At 70.5% G+C, this 16,271-nt stretch carries 15 protein-coding genes; 10 read left to right on the forward strand and 5 right to left on the reverse strand.

Annotated elements, in window-relative coordinates:
* From B7L92_RS22050 to B7L92_RS22060, 3 genes are all read left to right on the forward strand, one after another.
* Positions 1-666, forward strand: a 666-nt coding sequence (locus tag B7L92_RS22050) for a VWA domain-containing protein (RefSeq protein WP_143626362.1), incomplete at its 5' end; no start/stop codon positions are given.
* A 120-nt stretch (positions 667-786) separates the two neighbouring features.
* Positions 787-2,403 (forward strand): methionine--tRNA ligase, encoded by a 1,617-nt coding sequence (gene metG, locus B7L92_RS22055; RefSeq protein WP_081239204.1) that lies wholly within the window; start codon positions 787-789, stop codon positions 2,401-2,403.
* Between the two features lie 120 nt (positions 2,404-2,523).
* Positions 2,524-2,889: a PH domain-containing protein gene (locus B7L92_RS22060; protein ID WP_004985738.1), complete on the forward strand. Its 366-nt coding sequence runs from the start codon at positions 2,524-2,526 to the stop codon at positions 2,887-2,889.
* Between the two features lie 75 nt (positions 2,890-2,964).
* On the opposite strand, the gene aspS is transcribed toward B7L92_RS22060, so the two are convergent.
* Positions 2,965-4,728 carry an aspartate--tRNA ligase gene (gene aspS, locus B7L92_RS22065; protein WP_081239205.1) on the reverse strand — a complete coding sequence of 588 codons (1,764 nt, stop codon included), beginning with the start codon at positions 4,726-4,728 and terminating at the stop codon, positions 2,965-2,967.
* Between the two features lie 167 nt (positions 4,729-4,895).
* Between aspS and B7L92_RS22070 the strand changes: the two genes are divergently transcribed.
* The gene (locus B7L92_RS22070; protein WP_081239206.1) at positions 4,896-7,055 is read left to right on the forward strand and encodes an ATP-binding SpoIIE family protein phosphatase; all 2,160 of its coding nucleotides are present in this window, start codon (positions 4,896-4,898) and stop codon (positions 7,053-7,055) included.
* Positions 7,056-7,242: 187 nt separating this feature from the next.
* Here B7L92_RS22070 and B7L92_RS22075 read toward each other — a convergent pair whose 3' ends face one another.
* Both B7L92_RS22075 and B7L92_RS22080 read right to left on the reverse strand, forming a co-directional pair.
* On the reverse strand, positions 7,243-8,214 hold the full coding sequence (locus tag B7L92_RS22075; protein WP_081239207.1) for a pirin family protein: 972 nt from the start codon (positions 8,212-8,214) through the stop codon (positions 7,243-7,245).
* Between the two features lie 187 nt (positions 8,215-8,401).
* Positions 8,402-8,866, reverse strand: coding sequence for an SseB family protein (locus tag B7L92_RS22080; RefSeq protein ID WP_004985747.1), 465 nt, complete (start codon positions 8,864-8,866; stop codon positions 8,402-8,404).
* A 162-nt stretch (positions 8,867-9,028) separates the two neighbouring features.
* Here B7L92_RS22080 and B7L92_RS22085 point away from each other — a divergent pair, with 162 nt between their 5' ends.
* From B7L92_RS22085 to B7L92_RS22095, 3 genes are all read left to right on the forward strand, one after another.
* Positions 9,029-10,855 carry an acyl-CoA dehydrogenase gene (locus tag B7L92_RS22085; RefSeq protein WP_081239208.1) on the forward strand — a complete coding sequence of 609 codons (1,827 nt, stop codon included), beginning with the start codon at positions 9,029-9,031 and terminating at the stop codon, positions 10,853-10,855.
* Between the two features lie 108 nt (positions 10,856-10,963).
* Positions 10,964-12,262, forward strand: a complete 1,299-nt coding sequence (locus B7L92_RS22090) for a M18 family aminopeptidase (protein ID WP_081239209.1) — start codon at positions 10,964-10,966, stop codon at positions 12,260-12,262.
* Positions 12,263-12,367: 105 nt separating this feature from the next.
* Positions 12,368-12,619, forward strand: a complete 252-nt coding sequence (locus B7L92_RS22095) for a DUF6458 family protein (RefSeq protein ID WP_081239210.1) — start codon at positions 12,368-12,370, stop codon at positions 12,617-12,619.
* 248 nt (positions 12,620-12,867) lie between these two features.
* Here the strand turns inward: B7L92_RS22095 and B7L92_RS22105 are convergent, their stop codons facing one another.
* Positions 12,868-13,260, reverse strand: a complete 393-nt coding sequence (locus B7L92_RS22105; RefSeq protein ID WP_081239212.1) for a cupin domain-containing protein — start codon at positions 13,258-13,260, stop codon at positions 12,868-12,870.
* 51 nt (positions 13,261-13,311) lie between these two features.
* On the opposite strand from B7L92_RS22105, the gene B7L92_RS22110 reads away from it, so the two are divergent.
* Complete coding sequence (locus B7L92_RS22110; RefSeq protein WP_081239213.1) at positions 13,312-14,316, forward strand: GlxA family transcriptional regulator; 1,005 nt, start codon at positions 13,312-13,314, stop codon at positions 14,314-14,316.
* Complete coding sequence (locus tag B7L92_RS22115) at positions 14,313-14,807, forward strand: LURP-one-related/scramblase family protein (RefSeq protein ID WP_081239214.1); 495 nt, start codon at positions 14,313-14,315, stop codon at positions 14,805-14,807. Before B7L92_RS22110 ends, B7L92_RS22115 begins: the two co-directional genes overlap by 4 nt.
* 27 nt (positions 14,808-14,834) lie before the next feature.
* On the opposite strand, the gene B7L92_RS22120 is transcribed toward B7L92_RS22115, so the two are convergent.
* Positions 14,835-15,629, reverse strand: coding sequence for a carbon-nitrogen family hydrolase (locus B7L92_RS22120; protein ID WP_081239215.1), 795 nt, complete (start codon positions 15,627-15,629; stop codon positions 14,835-14,837).
* A gap of 179 nt (positions 15,630-15,808) precedes the next feature.
* Here B7L92_RS22120 and B7L92_RS22125 point away from each other — a divergent pair.
* Positions 15,809-16,271: maleylpyruvate isomerase N-terminal domain-containing protein (locus tag B7L92_RS22125; protein WP_143626363.1), on the forward strand; the 463-nt coding region annotated here is incomplete at its 3' end.

Genomic DNA, 16,271 nt, shown 5'->3' on the forward strand with positions numbered 1-16,271 from the left:
GAGGACGCCCCCGAGCCCGCCGCAGGCGAACTCACCCCCCTCCTCGCCACCGCCCACGAGGCCGCCGGCGCCGCCCTCGAGAAGAACGGCCTCACCGGCACCCGCGCCAAGGTCTACCTCGTGCTCGACCGCTCCGCCTCCATGCGCCCGTACTACAAGGACGGCTCCGCCCAGGCCCTCGCCGAGCAGACCCTCGCCCTCGCCGCCCACCTCGACCCCGAGGCCACGGTCAAGGTCGTCTTCTTCTCCACCGAGCTCGACGGCACCGGCGAGCTCACCCTCACCGACCACGAGAACAAGATCGACACGCTGCACGCCTCCCTCGGCCGCATGGGCCGTACGAGCTACCACGCGGCCGTGGCGGAGGTCCTCGCCCTCCACGACAAGAGCGCCGCCGGCCCCGACACCCCCGCCCTGGTGGTCTTCCAGACGGACGGTGCCCCCGACGCGAAGACCCCGGCCACCCAGGCCCTCACCGAGGCCGCCAAGACCCACCCCGCGGTCTTCTTCTCCTTCGTCGCCTTCGGGGACCCGGAGAACAAGGCCTTCGACTACCTCCGCAAGCTCAAGGCACCCAACACGGCCCACTTCCTCGCCGGCGAGACCCCGAAGGAGCTCACCGACCAGGAGCTCTACGAGGCCGTCCTGGCCTCCTGGCGCCCGTAGGGACACCGCGGAGCACACGCGACACCCCCGGGGGGTGGACGAGCAGGGCACCGGAAGCCCCTCGTCCACCCCCCGAAACGCAGGTGAGTCGATCTCTGCGCGACCAGTAGGATTTCGCCCATGGCGGCCACTGGATCCGAGAAGCAAGGGGCGAAGGCGTACTACGTCTCGACCCCCATCTACTACGTCAACGACGCTCCTCACCTGGGCCACGCCTATACGACCGTCGCAGGCGACGTGCTCACCCGCTGGCACCGTCAGCGTGGCGAGAAGGTGTGGTTCCTCACCGGCACGGACGAGCACGGTCAGAAGATCATGCGCACCGCGGAGGCGAACGGCGTCAGCCCGCAGGAGTGGGCGGACAAGCTCGTCACCGAGTCCTGGGAGCCCCTCTGGGCGCACCTGGAGATCGCGAACGACGACTTCATCCGCACCACGCAGAAGCGGCACACCGACCGCGTCCAGGAGTTCGTCCAGGATCTCTACGACAAGGGTGAGATCTACAAGGGCGGCTACGAGGGCCCGTACTGCGTGGGCTGCGAGGAGTACAAGCTCCCCGGCGAGCTGCTCGACGGCGAGGGCGAGTACGCGGGCCAGAAGCTGTGCCCGATCCACAAGAAGCCGGTGGAGATCCTCAGCGAGGAGAACTACTTCTTCAAGCTGAGCGAGTACGGCGACAAGCTGCTCGCCCACTACGAGGCCAACCCGGGCTTCATCCAGCCCGAGTCCGCCCGCAACGAGGTCGTGAACTTCGTCCGCCAGGGCCTGCAGGACCTGTCCATCTCCCGCTCGACGTTCGACTGGGGCGTGCCGGTCCCCTGGGACGACAAGCACGTCATCTACGTGTGGGTCGACGCGCTGCTGAACTACGCCACCGCGGTCGGCTACAACGAGAACCCGGAGAAGTTCGAGGAGACCTTCCCCGCCGACGTCCACCTGGTCGGCAAGGACATCCTGCGCTTCCACGCGGTCATCTGGCCGGCCATGCTGATGGCGCAGGGCCTCCCCCTGCCCGGGAAGGTCGCCGCGAACGGCTGGCTGATGGTCGGCGGCGAGAAGATGAGCAAGTCCAACCTGACCGGCATCAAGCCGCAGGACCTGACCTCGCACTTCGGGGTGGACGCGTACCGCTGGTACTTCCTGCGCGCCATCGCCTTCGGCCAGGACGGCTCCTTCTCCTGGGAGGACTTCTCCGCCCGCTACACCAGCGAGCTGGCCAACGACTACGGCAACCTCGCCTCCCGCGTGGCGGCCATGGTCGGCAAGTACTTCGGCGGCGAGCTGCCGGAGGCGACGGCGTCCGGTGACGCGGAGAAGGCGATCCACGACGGCCTGGCGAAGGCCGTCGCGGAGGCGGACCGGAAGATCGGCGACGAGCTGGACTTCCAGGGCGGCATCCTGGCCGTCTTCGACTTCGTCAAGCAGGTCAACGGCTACATCACCGAGCAGGAGCCCTGGAAGGTCGCGAAGGACACCTCCGACGAGGGCAAGGCCCGCCTCGCGACGATCCTCTACACCGCCGCGGAGTCCCTGCGCGCGGTGGCGGTCCTGCTGAACCCGGTCATGCCGGAGACCTCGCAGAAGCTCTGGGACTCCCTCGGCGCCGAGGCGTCCCTCGGGGCCCTCGCGGACCAGAAGGTCCAGGAGGCCGGCACCTGGGGCCTGCTGCCCGTCGGCTCGACGGTCACCAAGGGCGCGGTCCTGTTCCCGCGTCTCGAGGAGAAGCCCGCCGGGTAACACGCTCGCAACAGCAGGGGCCCGGGAGAAGCGGAACCTTCTCCCGGGCCCCTCGCTTTGCGAGGATCATCCGAGGGCGGCCGCCCGGCCGCCGCCACTCACGTGGGGGGTTCTCGTTCCATGGCACTCTTCGGCAACGCGCACACCGTCGACCCGGCGCAGGCACAGCAGGACTACGCCCGTCTGCTGGGCCACGGCGAGCAGGTGCACGCCGCGTTCCTGCTGATCCGCGACACCATCCTGTTCACCGACCGCCGCCTCATCCTGGTCGACAAGCAGGGCATCACCGGCAAGAAGGTGGAGTACCACTCCATCCCGTACCGCAGCATCACCCACTTCGCGGTGGAGACCGCCGGCACCTTCGACCTCGACGCCGAACTGAAGATCTGGCTCTCCGGGTCCCCGGCCCCCATCCAGAAGACCTTCACCAAGGGCGTCGACATCTACGAGGTCCAGGCCATCCTGACCCAGTTCGTGGCCCGCTGAGCCGTCCGCGTCCGTCGTGCACGACGGCGAGGGCCCGGAACCGGCATCGGTTCCGGGCCCCTCCCCCTGCCGGGCCTACTTCGGCTGCGGCTTGCGCACCGAGAGGTGCAGCTCCTTCAGGCGCGACTCCTCCAGCTCGGTCGGGGCGCCCATCATCAGGTCCTGGGCGTTGCCGTTGAGCGGGAAGGCGATGGTCTCGCGGATGTTGGGCTCGTCGGCGAGCAGCATGACGATGCGGTCGACACCGGGCGCGATGCCGCCGTGCGGCGGGGCGCCGAAGCGGAACGCGCGGAGCATGCCGGCGAACTTCTCCTCGACCGTCTCCCGGTCGTAACCCGCGATCTCGAAGGCCTTGAGCATGATCTCCGGCTCGTGGTTCCGGATCGCACCGGAGGACAGCTCGACGCCGTTGCAGACGATGTCGTACTGCCAGCCCAGGATGTCCAGCGGGTCCTGGGTCTCCAGGGCCTCCAGACCGCCCTGGGGCATCGAGAAGGGGTTGTGCGAGAAGTCGATCGCGCCGGTCTCCTCGTCCTTCTCGTACATCGGGAAGTCGACGATCCAGCAGAAGCGGAAGACGTTCTCCTCGAACTGCCCGGCCCGCTTGGCGGCCTCGACACGGACCGCGCCCATGATCTTCGAGACCTCGTCGAACTCGCCCGCACCGAAGAACACGGCGTGGCCGGGGGCCAGGGAGAGCCGCTTGGTCAGCTCCGCGACGTTCTCCTCGGTGAGGAACTTCGCGATCGGGCCGGTCAGCGAGCCGTCCTCGCCGACCCGCACCCAGGCCAGGCCCTTCGCGCCCTGCGTGACCGCGAAGTCGCCGAGCTGGTCGAAGAACTTGCGGGGCTGGCCGGAGACGTCGGGCACCGGCAGCGCGCGCACGTGCTTGCCGGCGAACGCCTTGAACTCCGAGCCCTCGAAGATGTCGGTGATGTCGACGAGCTCCAGCTTGGCGCGCAGGTCCGGCTTGTCGGAGCCGTACTTCAGCATCGCCTCGCGGAACGGGATCCGCGGGAACGGGGACGTCACATGGCGGCCGTTGCCGAACTCCTCGAAGAGCTCGGTCATCAGCTTCTCGATCGGCTGGAAGACGTCCTCCTGCTCGACGAAGCTCATCTCCACGTCGAGCTGGTAGAACTCGCCCGGCGAACGGTCCGCGCGGGCGTCCTCGTCCCGGAAGCAGGGCGCGATCTGGAAGTAGCGGTCGAAGCCGGAGATCATCAGCAGCTGCTTGAACTGCTGCGGGGCCTGCGGCAGCGCGTAGAACTTGCCCGGGTTGAGGCGCGAGGGGACCACGAAGTCACGGGCGCCCTCGGGAGAGGTGGCGCTCAGGATCGGCGTCGCCATCTCGTTGAAGCCCAACGCCGTCATCTTCTGGCGGATCGCCGAGATGACCTGCGTCCGCAGCATGATGTTGCGGTGCATGCGCTCGCGGCGCAGGTCCAGGAAGCGGTACTCCAGGCGCCGCTCCTCGTTGACACCGTCCTCGGCGTTGATCGTGAAGGGGAGCGGGGCCGCCTCGCCCAGCACCTCGACCACACCGACCTCGACCTCGACCTCACCGGTCGGCAGCTCGGGGTTGACGTTCTCCTCGCCGCGCGAGACGACCTTGCCGTCGACGCGGACCACCGTCTCCTTGGAGAGCTTGTCCAGCGCCTCGTACGCCTCCGTGCCCGGCCGGGCCACGAGCTGCGTGATGCCGTAGTGATCGCGCAGATCGATGAAGAGGATGCCGCCCAGGTCGCGCCGATTGTGCAGCCAGCCACTCAGCCGGACGTCGGTACCGACGTCAGAGGCGCGGAGCTCGCCGCAGGTGTGGGACCTGTACCGATGCATCGTCGTTCATCCAGTCTTCGCGGATCGGGGTCTTTGCTTCTCTTTGTTTCACGTGAAACTCCTCCCCAGCCTACCGGCCGCCCCGTACCCGCTTCCCCGTCATTACCACTCGTGCCGGTGTACACCCTCGGTGGCATTTTTCGTCACCATCTTCCTAAAGTGGGGCAATGCGTACCGGTGAGCCCTTGCCCTCCCTGGGGGACGTCCTCGCCCTCCTCGACACCGGCCTGTGGCACTGGGACACCGCGGCCGGGATGGTCACGGTCGACGCCGTGGCGGCACGGCTGCTCGGGCTCCCCGCCGAACGGACCACCCTCACGGAGGCCCAGGTCCGGTCCCGTCTGCACCCCGTCGACTGGAACGAGATCACCGGTGTGATCCGCCTCGCCGTCGCCGAGGGCACGCTCGCCGAGGTGCGGATCCGGATCATGGACGACCAGAACCGGGTCGTCCGGGTGGTGCGCAGCCGCTCCAAGCCCACCTTCAACCGCGTCCGCAAGGCCTACGTCCTGACCGGCACCCTCCAGGAGGTCGCCGAGCCCATGCCGGGCACGCCCGCCGGACGCAGTGCGGTCACCGGCGACTGGCGGCGGTCGCGGGAGGCGTTCCTGCTGGACGCGGGCCGGGCCCTGGCCGAGGCGCGGTCGACGCAGGAGGTGCTGCGGGTCGCCGCCAACCTGTCGATGCCGGGCTTCTCACCGGACGGACTGGCCGTCTTCGGCGTGGAGGGTGACCGGCTCACGATCATCGGCCACCACGGGCAGGAACCCGGCGACGAGGGTCCGTTCACCTACCTGCCGCTGGACACGGACTATCCGGCCGCCGAGGTGGTGCGGACGGGCCGTGCGGTGTACCTCTCCTCCCCGGAGGAGTACAGGCGGCGCTACCCGCTCACCTGGCCGCTCGCCCAGCGCTTCGGCCGCCGGTCCTGGGCGTTCCTGCCGCTGACCGTGGCCGGGAACCCGATGGGCGCGTGGATGGCGGGCTTCACCTACCCGGTCGCGTTCACCCCCGACGAGCGCTCCGTGCTGACCACCGTGGCGCGCATGCTGGCCCAGGCGCTCTCCCGGGCGGGCACGGCCGAGACCGAGCGGGCGCTGACCGACGGGCTGCAGCGCTCGATGCTGCCCCGGCTCGGTCCGCAGCGCATTCCGGGCATGAGCGTGGCCGCCCGCTACGTCCCCACCGGCGGCGGGCTCCAGGTCGGCGGCGACTGGTACGACGTGATCCCGCTGCCGAACGGACGGTTCGCCCTGGTCATCGGGGACGTCCAGGGCCACGACGTACGGGCGGCCGGGCTGATGGGCCAGTTGCGCATAGCCCTGCGGGCGTACGCCGCCGAGGGCCACCGCCCGGACGCCGTGCTCTCCCGGGCCTCCCGCTTCCTGCACGGACTCGGCGAGGCGGACCCCGCCGAGCTGCGCTTCGCGACCTGTCTGTACGTCGAGGTCGACCCCGCGAGCGGGGTGCTGGAGGTCGCCCGTGCCGGGCACCTGGACCCGGTGATCCGCATGCCCGACGCGACGGTGCTGACCCGGCCGACGGCGGGCGGACTGCCGCTGGGCATCGACCCGGACGCCGACTACCCCACCACCCGGCTGGTCCTGGAGTCCGGCGAGACCATGCTGATCTGCACGGACGGGCTGGTCGAGACCGGCGGCCACGACCTGGACACCGGCCGGCGGCGGCTGCGCAGCATCCTCGAGGAGCACCGGGGCAACCTGGAGGAACTGGCCGAGGCCCTGGTGCAGGCGGTGCTCGGTCCCTCCTCGCACCACACCACCGGCCCGCTGATCGACCGCCGCGAGGACGACATCGCCGTGCTGCTGCTGTGCCGGCAGGGCGGGGGGAGCGTCTGCGGCGCGGAGACGGACGCGGTGCGGCCGCTGGTGCGCCGCACCATGCTGACGGTGGCCCAGGCCGAGCCCGAGCGGGTCGCGGCGGCCCGGCAGCAGCTGCGCGAGCTGCTGCACGACTGGTCGTCGCCGGACCAGGTGGACTCGGCGGTGCTGCTGCTGTCGGAGACGCTCACCAACGTCCTCGTGCACACCGACACCGACGCCCTGCTGGTCGCCGAGGTCACCGGCGGGCGGGGCGGGCGCCGGATGCGCGTCGAGGTCACCGACGCCGGCGACGACCTTCCGCACCGGCGCAGACCGGGCGAGCTGGCGTCCTCCGGCCGCGGTCTGCTCCTGATCGAGCTCCTGGCCCACACCTGGGGGGTGGCCCCCCGCGGCGAGGGCAAGAGCATCTGGTTCGAGCTGTACGAGACGGACGGGACCGGGCCCGACGGCTCAGTCGGGTCCGACGGCGACGGACCCGACTGAGCGGCCGGGCGCACGGCCCGCACGCGGGCCTGCGGGTCGGGGGCGGGCCCGGGGTCGGGCGCGATCGGCATCGTGAGCCCGTCGCCCTGAGGACCACCGCCCTGCCGTACCTCCGCGTACTCGTACCCACGTGAACGAGCCCCGTCCTGACCCGGACGGGGCTCGTTCAGCGGGGTTCCGGCGGGCTCTACAGACCGCCCTCGGACATCCCGTGCACGGCCGGGACCGTGCCCAGGCGGCCCTTCTGGAAGTCCTCGAACGCCTGCTGGAGCTCCTCGCGGGTGTTCATCACGAACGGGCCGTAGTGGGCCATGGGCTCACGGATGGGCCGTCCGCCGAGGAGCACGACCTCCAGGTCCGGCGTGTGGGAGTCCTGCTTCTCGTCCGCCCGGACGGTCAGCGAGGAACCGGTGCCGAAGACCGCGGTCTGCCCCAGGTGGATCGGGCGGCGCTCCGTGCCCACGGCGCCCCGGCCCGCCATGACGTAGGCCAGACCGTTGAAGTCCTCGCGCCAGGGGAGCGTGATCTCGGCGCCCGGCGCGAGCGTCGCGTGGACCATCGTGATCGGCGTGTGCGTGATGCCCGGGCCCTCGTGGCCGTCCAGCTCACCGGCGATGACCCGCAGCAGCGCGCCGCCGTCGGGGGAGGTGAGCAGCTGGACACTGCCGCCCCGGATGTCCTGGTAGCGCGGCGCCATCATCTTGTCCTTGGCGGGGAGGTTCACCCAGAGCTGGAGCCCGTGGAAGAGTCCGCCGGACATGACGAGCTGCTCCGGCGGCGCCTCGATGTGCAGCAGGCCGGAGCCGGCCGTCATCCACTGGGTGTCGCCGTTGGTGATGCTGCCGCCACCGCCGTGGGAGTCCTGGTGGTCGAAGGCCCCGTCGATGATGTAGGTGACGGTCTCGAAGCCCCGGTGGGGGTGCCAGGGGGTGCCCTTGGGCTCGCCCGGCGCGTACTCCACCTCACCCATCTGGTCCATCATGATGAACGGGTCGAGATGGCGGTAGTTGATCCCGGCGAACGCCCGGCGCACCGGGAAGCCCTCGCCCTCGAAACCGCTGGGCGCGGTCGTGACGGTGAGCACGGGACGCGCCACGGCCTCGGCCGGTGCGGTCACGCGGGGCAGCGTCAACGGGTTCTCGACGGTCACTGCGGGCATGTCGGTACCTCCTCGTGTACGACCACTTTAGTTGAGCGTTGAACTTTCTGCCACCTCAAACCGAGAAAGCCCGGAGGGCATTCCCTCCGGGCTCGGTGCGGGCGTCGCACGGGTCGGCGGACCGCACGGCACGGCCGTCCGGCACTCCGACCGTCCGGCACTCCGGTCGCCCACGGAACAACGGCGGCTAGCCGTACATCCGGCGCATCGCGAAGTCGACCATCTGTTCCACGGCCTTCGCGTCGAACACCATCCGGTGCTCGCCCTCCATGTCGAGCACGAAGCCGTAGCCGGTCGGCAGCAGGTCGATCACCTCGGCACCGGTGATCACGAAGTACTTGGACTCCTTGCCCGCGTACCGCCGCAGCTCCTTGAGCGAGGTGAACATCGGGATCACCGGCTGCTGGGTGTTGTGCAGGGCGAGGAACCCGGGGTTGTCGCCGCGCGGGCAGTACACCTTGGACGTCGCGAAGATCTGCTGGAAGTCCTCGGCGGCCATCTGGCCCGTGGTGAACGCGCGCACCGCGTCCGCGAGCGAGGGCGGGGACGGCTCGGGATACAGCGGCGCCTGCTGTCCGTACCCGCCCGGCATCTGCTGCTGCGGCGGGACGTAACCCTGCTGTGCGCCTGCGTTCTGGTCGTAGCCGTACATGCCGCACAGACTACTGACCCCGCGGGAGGGGTGGGTCACAGATGTCCGGATCGGGGTTGCTTCTTATTACCGACGGGTAGCATCATCGGAGTTACTTGTTGGTACGTGAAGTAGTGCGAGGAGTCAGTGCCTCGCCGATCCCTCTCAAACGGAGCCGTCGCCATGGGGCACTACAAGTCGAATCTCCGCGACATCGAGTTCAACCTCTTCGAAGTACTCGGACGCGACAAGCTGTACGGCACGGGTCCGTTCGAGGAGATGGACGTCGACACCGCGAAGAGCATCCTCGAGGAGCTGACCCGCCTCTCGGAGAACGAGCTGGCCGAGTCCTTCGCCGACGCCGACCGCAACCCGCCGGTCTTCGACCCCGAGACCAGCACCGCGCCGGTCCCGGCGTCCTTCAAGAAGAGCTACCAGGCCTTCATGGACTCCGAGTACTGGCGCCTGGGCCTGCCCGAGGAGATCGGCGGCACCACCGCTCCCCGCTCCCTCATCTGGGCCTACGCCGAGCTCATCCTCGGTGCCAACCCGGCCGTGTGGATGTACTCCTCCGGCCCGGCCTTCGCCGGCATCCTCTTCGAGGAGGGCAACGAGGTCCAGAAGCACATCGCGAAGTTCGCCACCGAGAAGCAGTGGGGCTCCACGATGGTGCTCACCGAGCCGGACGCCGGCTCGGACGTCGGCGCCGGCCGCACCAAGGCGGTCCAGCAGGAGGACGGCTCCTGGCACATCGAGGGCGTGAAGCGCTTCATCACCTCGGGTGAGCACGACATGTCGGAGAACATCCTCCACTACGTGCTCGCGCGCCCCGAGGGCGCCGGCCCCGGCACCAAGGGCCTGTCCCTCTTCCTCGTCCCGAAGTACCTGTTCGACTTCGAGACCGGCGAGCTGGGCGAGCGCAACGGCGTCTACGCCACGAACGTCGAGCACAAGATGGGCCTGAAGGCCTCCAACACCTGCGAGATGACGTTCGGCGACCGGCACCCCGCCAAGGGCTGGCTGATCGGCGACAAGCACGACGGCATCCGCCAGATGTTCCGCATCATCGAGTTCGCCCGCATGATGGTCGGCACGAAGGCGATCTCCACCCTCTCCACCGGCTACCTCAACGCGCTGGAGTACGCCAAGGAGCGCGTCCAGGGTCCCGACCTGGCGAACTTCATGGACAAGTCCGCGCCCAAGGTCACCATCACCCACCACCCCGACGTGCGCCGCTCGCTGATGACGCAGAAGGCGTACGCGGAGGGCATGCGCGCCCTGGTGATGTACACCGCCTCGGTCCAGGACGCCATCCAGGTCAAGGAGGCGAACGGCGAGGACGCGTCCGCCGACCACGCGCTGAACGACCTGCTCCTGCCGATCGTCAAGGGCTACGGCTCCGAGAAGGCCTACGAGCAGCTCGCCCAGTCGCTGCAGACCTTCGGCGGCTCCGGCTTCCTGCAGGAGTACCCGATCGAGCAGTACATCCGCGACTCCAAGATCGACACCCTGTACGAGGGCACCACCGCCATCCAGGGCCAGGACTTCTTCTTCCGGAAGATCGTCCGCAACCAGGGCGCGGCCCTGAACTCGCTGGCCGAGGACATCAAGAAGTTCCTCGCCCTCGGCACCGGCGGCGAGGAGCTGGCCACCGCCCGCGAGCACCTGGCCAAGGCGGCCGTCGAGCTGGAGGCCATCGTCGGCCTGATGCTCACCGACCTCGCGGCCACCGAGCAGGACGTCAAGAACATCTACAAGGTGGGCCTGAACACCACCCGCCTGCTGATGGCCTCCGGTGACGTCGTCGTCGGCTACCTGCTGCTCAAGGGCGCCGCGGTGGCCGCCGAGAAGCTGGAGACCGCCTCCGCCAAGGACAAGGCGTTCTACCAGGGCAAGATCGCGGCGGCGAAGTTCTTCGCGGCCAACGTCCTGCCGGGCGTCACCGGCGCCCGCAAGCTCGCCGAGAACGTCGGGCTCGACCTGATGGAACTGGACGAGGCGGCCTTCTGAGGACACCGAGGACCTTCTCCGCCGGACCGCACGAGACGGCCTGAGACCGTACGAGGGCCCGCTCCCCGCACCGGGAAGCGGGCCCTCGTCCTCGTTAAGGTGAATCCCATGAGCGCACCCTCCCGCTTCGACCGCGGCCACACCGACGACCTGATGTCCTTCCTGGCGGCGAGTCCCACGCCGTACCACGCGGTGGCGCACGCCGCCGAACGGCTGGACAAGGCCGGCTTCCGGCAGGTCGCCGAGACGGACGCCTGGGACGGGACGAGCGGCGGCAAGTACGTCCTGCGCGGCGGCGCGATCGTGGCCTGGTACGTCCCCGAGGGCGCCGAGCCGCACACCCCCTTCCGCATCGTCGGCGCCCACACCGACTCCCCCAACCTGCGGGTCAAGCCCCGGCCCGACATCGGGGCGCACGGCTGGCGCCAGGTGGCGGTGGAGATCTACGGCGGCCCGCTGCTCAACTCCTGGCTCGACCGCGACCTGGGCCTGGCCGGCCGGCTGACCCTGCGGGACGGGTCCACCCGGCTGGTGAACGTCGACCGTCCGCTGCTGCGCGTCCCCCAGCTCGCCATCCACCTGGACCGCTCGGTCAACTCCGACGGCCTCAAGCTCGACAAGCAGCGGCACCTCCAGCCCGTCTGGGGCATGGGCGACGACGTGCGCGACGGCGACCTCATCGCCTTCCTGGAGGAGACCTCGGGCGTCCCCGCGGGCGAGGTCGCCGGCTGGGACCTGATGGTCCACTCGGTGGAACCGCCGGCCTACCTGGGCCGCGACAAGGAGCTGGTGGCCGGCCCGCGCATGGACAACCTGCTGTCCGTGCACGCCGGTACGGCCGCCCTCGCGGCGGTCGCCGCGCACGGCGCGGACCTGCGGTACATCCCCGTCCTGGCCGCCTTCGACCACGAGGAGAACGGCTCCCAGTCCGACACCGGCGCGGACGGCCCGCTGCTCGGCGGCGTGCTGGAGCGCTCGGTGTTCGCCCGCGGAGGGTCCTACGAGGACCGGGCGCGCGCCTTCGCCGGCACCGTCTGCCTCTCCTCCGACACCGGTCACGCCGTCCACCCCAACTACGCGGAGCGGCACGACCCGACGCACCACCCGCGCGTCGACGGCGGCCCGATCCTCAAGGTCAACGTCAACAACCGCTACGCCACGGACGGTTCGGGCCGGGCCGTATTCGCGGCGGCCTGCGAGAGGGCGGACGTCCCCTTCCAGTCGTTCGTCTCCAACAACTCCATGCCGTGCGGCACCACCATCGGCCCGATCACCGCCGCCCGGCACGGCATCCGGACCGTCGACATCGGCGTGGCCATCCTGTCGATGCACAGCGCGCGCGAACTGTGCGGCGCCAAGGACCCGTTCCTGCTGGCGAACGTGCTGGTGGCGTTCCTGGAGGGGTAGTCGCGGCAAGGCGGCCGTGGACGGCCAACTCTCCAGCGCTGCATGGGTGATGCCCTCCCGGGTACCCGGAGGTGACCGGAAAGACCGGACAGGGAGGCGACACTCATGGGCCTCGGCGGATGCATCATCCTCATCGCCGTGGGAGCAATCCTCACGTTCGCGACCGACTGGGACATGCAGGGTGTCAACCTTGACCTCGTCGGCATCATCTTCATGATCGTCGGTCTGATCGGCGTCGCGACCTTCAGCAGCATCGCCCGGCGCAGGCGGGTCGTCGTACCGCCCGCCACGCCGGTCGTCGACGACCCGGCCCGGCCCCGCACCCGCGACGGCTACGGCGACGGGTACGGGGTCTGACCGGGCGCCCGCCCGGGCCCCTCGGGCGTCCGGGGCGTCCGGAACCAGGAGTGGGCGGCCCGCCCGGTCCTGTCGGTGGAGGCGGCAGGACCGGGCGCTCGGTGCCCGGGCCGCCGCAGGAGGCCGCCGTCGCACAGAGGTGCGGCACCCCTCCGTGACGGCGGGGTCGAGTCCGAGGGCGCGGGAGGGTTCGCTTCCCGCGCCCTCGCCGCCGTGCAGCGGTTCGGGCGGCGCGGGGGCCACGGCGGTCAGCCGAGGGCGTGGCCCGTCGTCTCGTCCACGTGGGCCGGGACCTCGTCGTGGCGGTCGCCGACGGTCGAGGTGCCGGTGGGTTCGAAGAGGAGGAGCGCGGTGGGCACGGGCGCGCAGGGCTTGTGCTCGGTGCCGCGGGGGACGGTGAAGACGGAGCCCTTCGGCAGGACGGCCGTGCGCTCGCCGGAGGGTTCGCGCAGGAGGAGGTGCAGTTCACCGTCGAGGACGAGGAAGAACTCGTCGGTGTGGTCGTGCACGTGCCACACGTGCTCGCCCTCCACCTTGGCGACGCGCACGTCGTAATCGTTGACGGTGGTGACGATGCGGGGGCTCCACCGCTCCGTGAAGGAGGCGAGGGCCCGGTCGAGGGAGAGGGGTTCCTGTGCCATGCCCTCATGGTCGGCGGTGTGCCGGCACCGAACCAGTGCTAGAAATCGCGCATGCCGCAAGGATCCTCTCAGCCCGTGCGCACCCACCGCGTCGCCGTGCTCGTCGACGACGGCACCAATCCGTTCGAGGTCGGCGTGGCCACCGAGCTGTTCGGACTGCCCCGGCCCGAGCTGGGGTTGCCGTACCCGCCGTACCGGGTGGTGCTGTGCACGTCCGCACCCGAAGTTCCCATGAACCACGGGTTCTTCACGATGACCGGGATCGCCGGGCTGGACGCCGTGGACGAGGCCGACACCCTCGTCGTGCCCGGGCGGCCGGACAACGTCGTGCCCCGGGGGGAGGCCGTCCTCGGCGCGATCCGGCGCGCGCACGCGCACGGCACCCGTGTCGTCAGCTTCTGCACCGGCACCTTCGCGCTCGCCGAAGCGGGCCTGCTCGACGGGCGCCGCGCCACGACGCACTGGATGTGGGCGGACTCCTTCAGGAAGCTGCACCCGCACGTGCTGCTGGAGCCGGACGTGCTGTTCGTGGACGACGGGGACGTCCTCACCGCCGCGGGCAGCTCGGCCGCGCTGGACCTGGGGCTGCACCTGTGGCGCCGGGACCACGGCGCCGAACTCGCCCACGCGGTCTCCCGACGGCTGGTGTTCGCCGCGCACCGGGACGGCGGGCAGCGGCAGTTCGTGGAACGTCCGGTGCCCGAGGTACGGGACGAGTCCCTGGCCACCGTGCTGGCCTGGGCGCAGGAACGGCTGGACGAGCCGCTGACGGTGACGGACCTGGCCACCCGCGCGGCGGTCAGTCCGGCGACCCTGCACCGGCGTTTCCGCGCGCAGCTCGGTACGACGCCGCTCGCGTGGCTGACCGGGGAGCGGGTGGCCCTGGCGTGCCGGCTCATCGAGCAGGGGGAGGAACGGCTGGACGTGGTGGCGGCCCGCAGCGGCCTGGGGACGGCGGCCAACCTGCGGGTGCGGCTGCGGCGCGCGACGGGACTCAGCCCGTCGGCCTACCGGCGGCGTTTCGCGGCGGGGTGCGGGGAAGTCCTGGTGCCATGAGATTCCTCGTACGCGACCGGATCCTCGGGATCGGGGACGACTACTGGATCGAGGACGACCGGGGCAACCGGGTCTTCCTCGTCGACGGCAAGGCCATGCGGCTGCGGGACACCTTCGAGCTGAAGGACACCCAGGGCCGGGTCCTCATCGACATCCGGCAGAAGATGTTCGCCCTGCGGGACACCATGGTGATCGAGCGGGGCGGCGAGCCGCTGGCGACGGTCCGGCGCAAGCGGCTGTCCCTGCTGCGCAACCACTACCGGGTCTCCCTGGCGGACGGCGGCACCGAGCTGGACGTCAGCGGCAGGATCCTGGACCGGGAGTTCGCCGTCGAGCACGACGGCGAACTGCTCGCGGTGATCTCGCGGCGGTGGCTGCACGTCCGGGACACCTACGGCGTCGACGTCGTGCGGGAGGACGCGGACCCGGCGCTGCTGATCGCGGTGGCGGTGTGCGTGATCAACCTGGCGGAGAAGGAGCGGGAGGGGTAGGAGCGCGCCCGTTCCCCTCCGGGCGGGTCAGCGGTGCGGGCGGTCCAGGCCGAGGACCCGGTCCTTGAGCGCCGGGAAGCGTTCCCGGGTGCCCGCCACCGTCGTCGGGTCGAAGTCGACCGTGAGGACCTGCTCGCCGGGACCGGCCTCGGCCAGGACCTCGCCCCAGGGGTCGACCACGATCGAGTGGCCCGCCTGCGGGATCCCCGCGTGCGTCCCGGCCGTCCCGCACGCGAGGACGAAGGCCTGGTTCTCCACCGCCCGCGCCCGGGCCAGCAGCGTCCAGTGGGACCGGCGGCGCTCCGGCCAGCCCGCCGGGACGACGAAGGTCTCGGCGCCGGCGTCGACCAGGCCGCGGAAGAGCTCGGGGAAGCGGAGGTCGTAGCAGGTGGCCAGGCCCAGGGTGGTGTGCGGCAGGCGCACCGTCACCAGCGCGTCGCCCGCCCCCATCAGCACGGCCTCGCCCTTGTCGAAGCCGAAGCGGTGGATCTTGCGGTAGACGGCGGCCGTCTCACCGGAGGGGGAGAGGACGAGCGAGGTGTTGTAGAGGGTGCCGTCCGGGGCGCGTTCGGGGACGGAGCCCGCGTGCAGCCACACGCCCGCGTCGCTCGCGGCCCCGGCCATCGCCTCGTGGGTCGGCCCGTCGAGCGGTTCCGCCTCGCGCTCGAACCCCTCGTAGGCGAACGCGCCCGTGGTCCACAGCTCCGGCAGCACGACGAGATCGGCTCCGGCCTGCTCCCGTACCATCCCGGCGACCCGGCGCCGGCGTGATTCGACCGATTCGCCCTCGTTCACGGCGACTTGGAGCAGGGAAGCGCGCACAATACCACCGTCCTGGCATTCGACTCGTCCACACGGCCTACGATCGTCACACGAAAGCACTGCCGGGGTACCTCACAGCAGCGTAACTTAGCCCCCGAGACGCCCACCGAGTGCAGCCACCGCCACTGGCACAGCCGCCACAACCTGCCCGTGTACCGACCGCCGAGGGGTCCCGTTCCGTGAGTCTGCATCCCACTCTCCAGCCCTACGCCGACGCCTGGACGCACTCCATCGAAGCGATATCCGAGCTGGTGCAGCCGCTCCCGGAGGCCGACTGGAACCGCCGGACCCCCTGCCCGGGGTGGTCGGTCCGCGACGTGGTCTCGCACGTCATCGGCCTGGACTCCGAGATGCTCGGCGACCCGCGTCCCATCCACACGCTGCCGCGCGACCTGTTCCACGTCACCAACGAGCACCAGCGCTACATGGAGATGCAGGTCGACGTGCGCCGCCACCACACGGCGCCGGAGATGACCTCCGAGCTGGAGTACATGATCATCCGCCGCAACCGCCAGCTGCGCAACGAGTCGCGCGACCCGGGCACGAAAGTGCGCGGCCCGTTCGGCACGGACCTGACGCTGGAGGAGTCCATGCGCCGGCACGCCTTCGCCGTGTGGGTGCACGAGCAGGACCTGCGCGCCG

Origin of the sequence: Streptomyces viridosporus (assembly GCF_002078235.1) — a bacterium.
GTDB lineage: Bacteria > Actinomycetota > Actinomycetes > Streptomycetales > Streptomycetaceae > Streptomyces > Streptomyces viridosporus.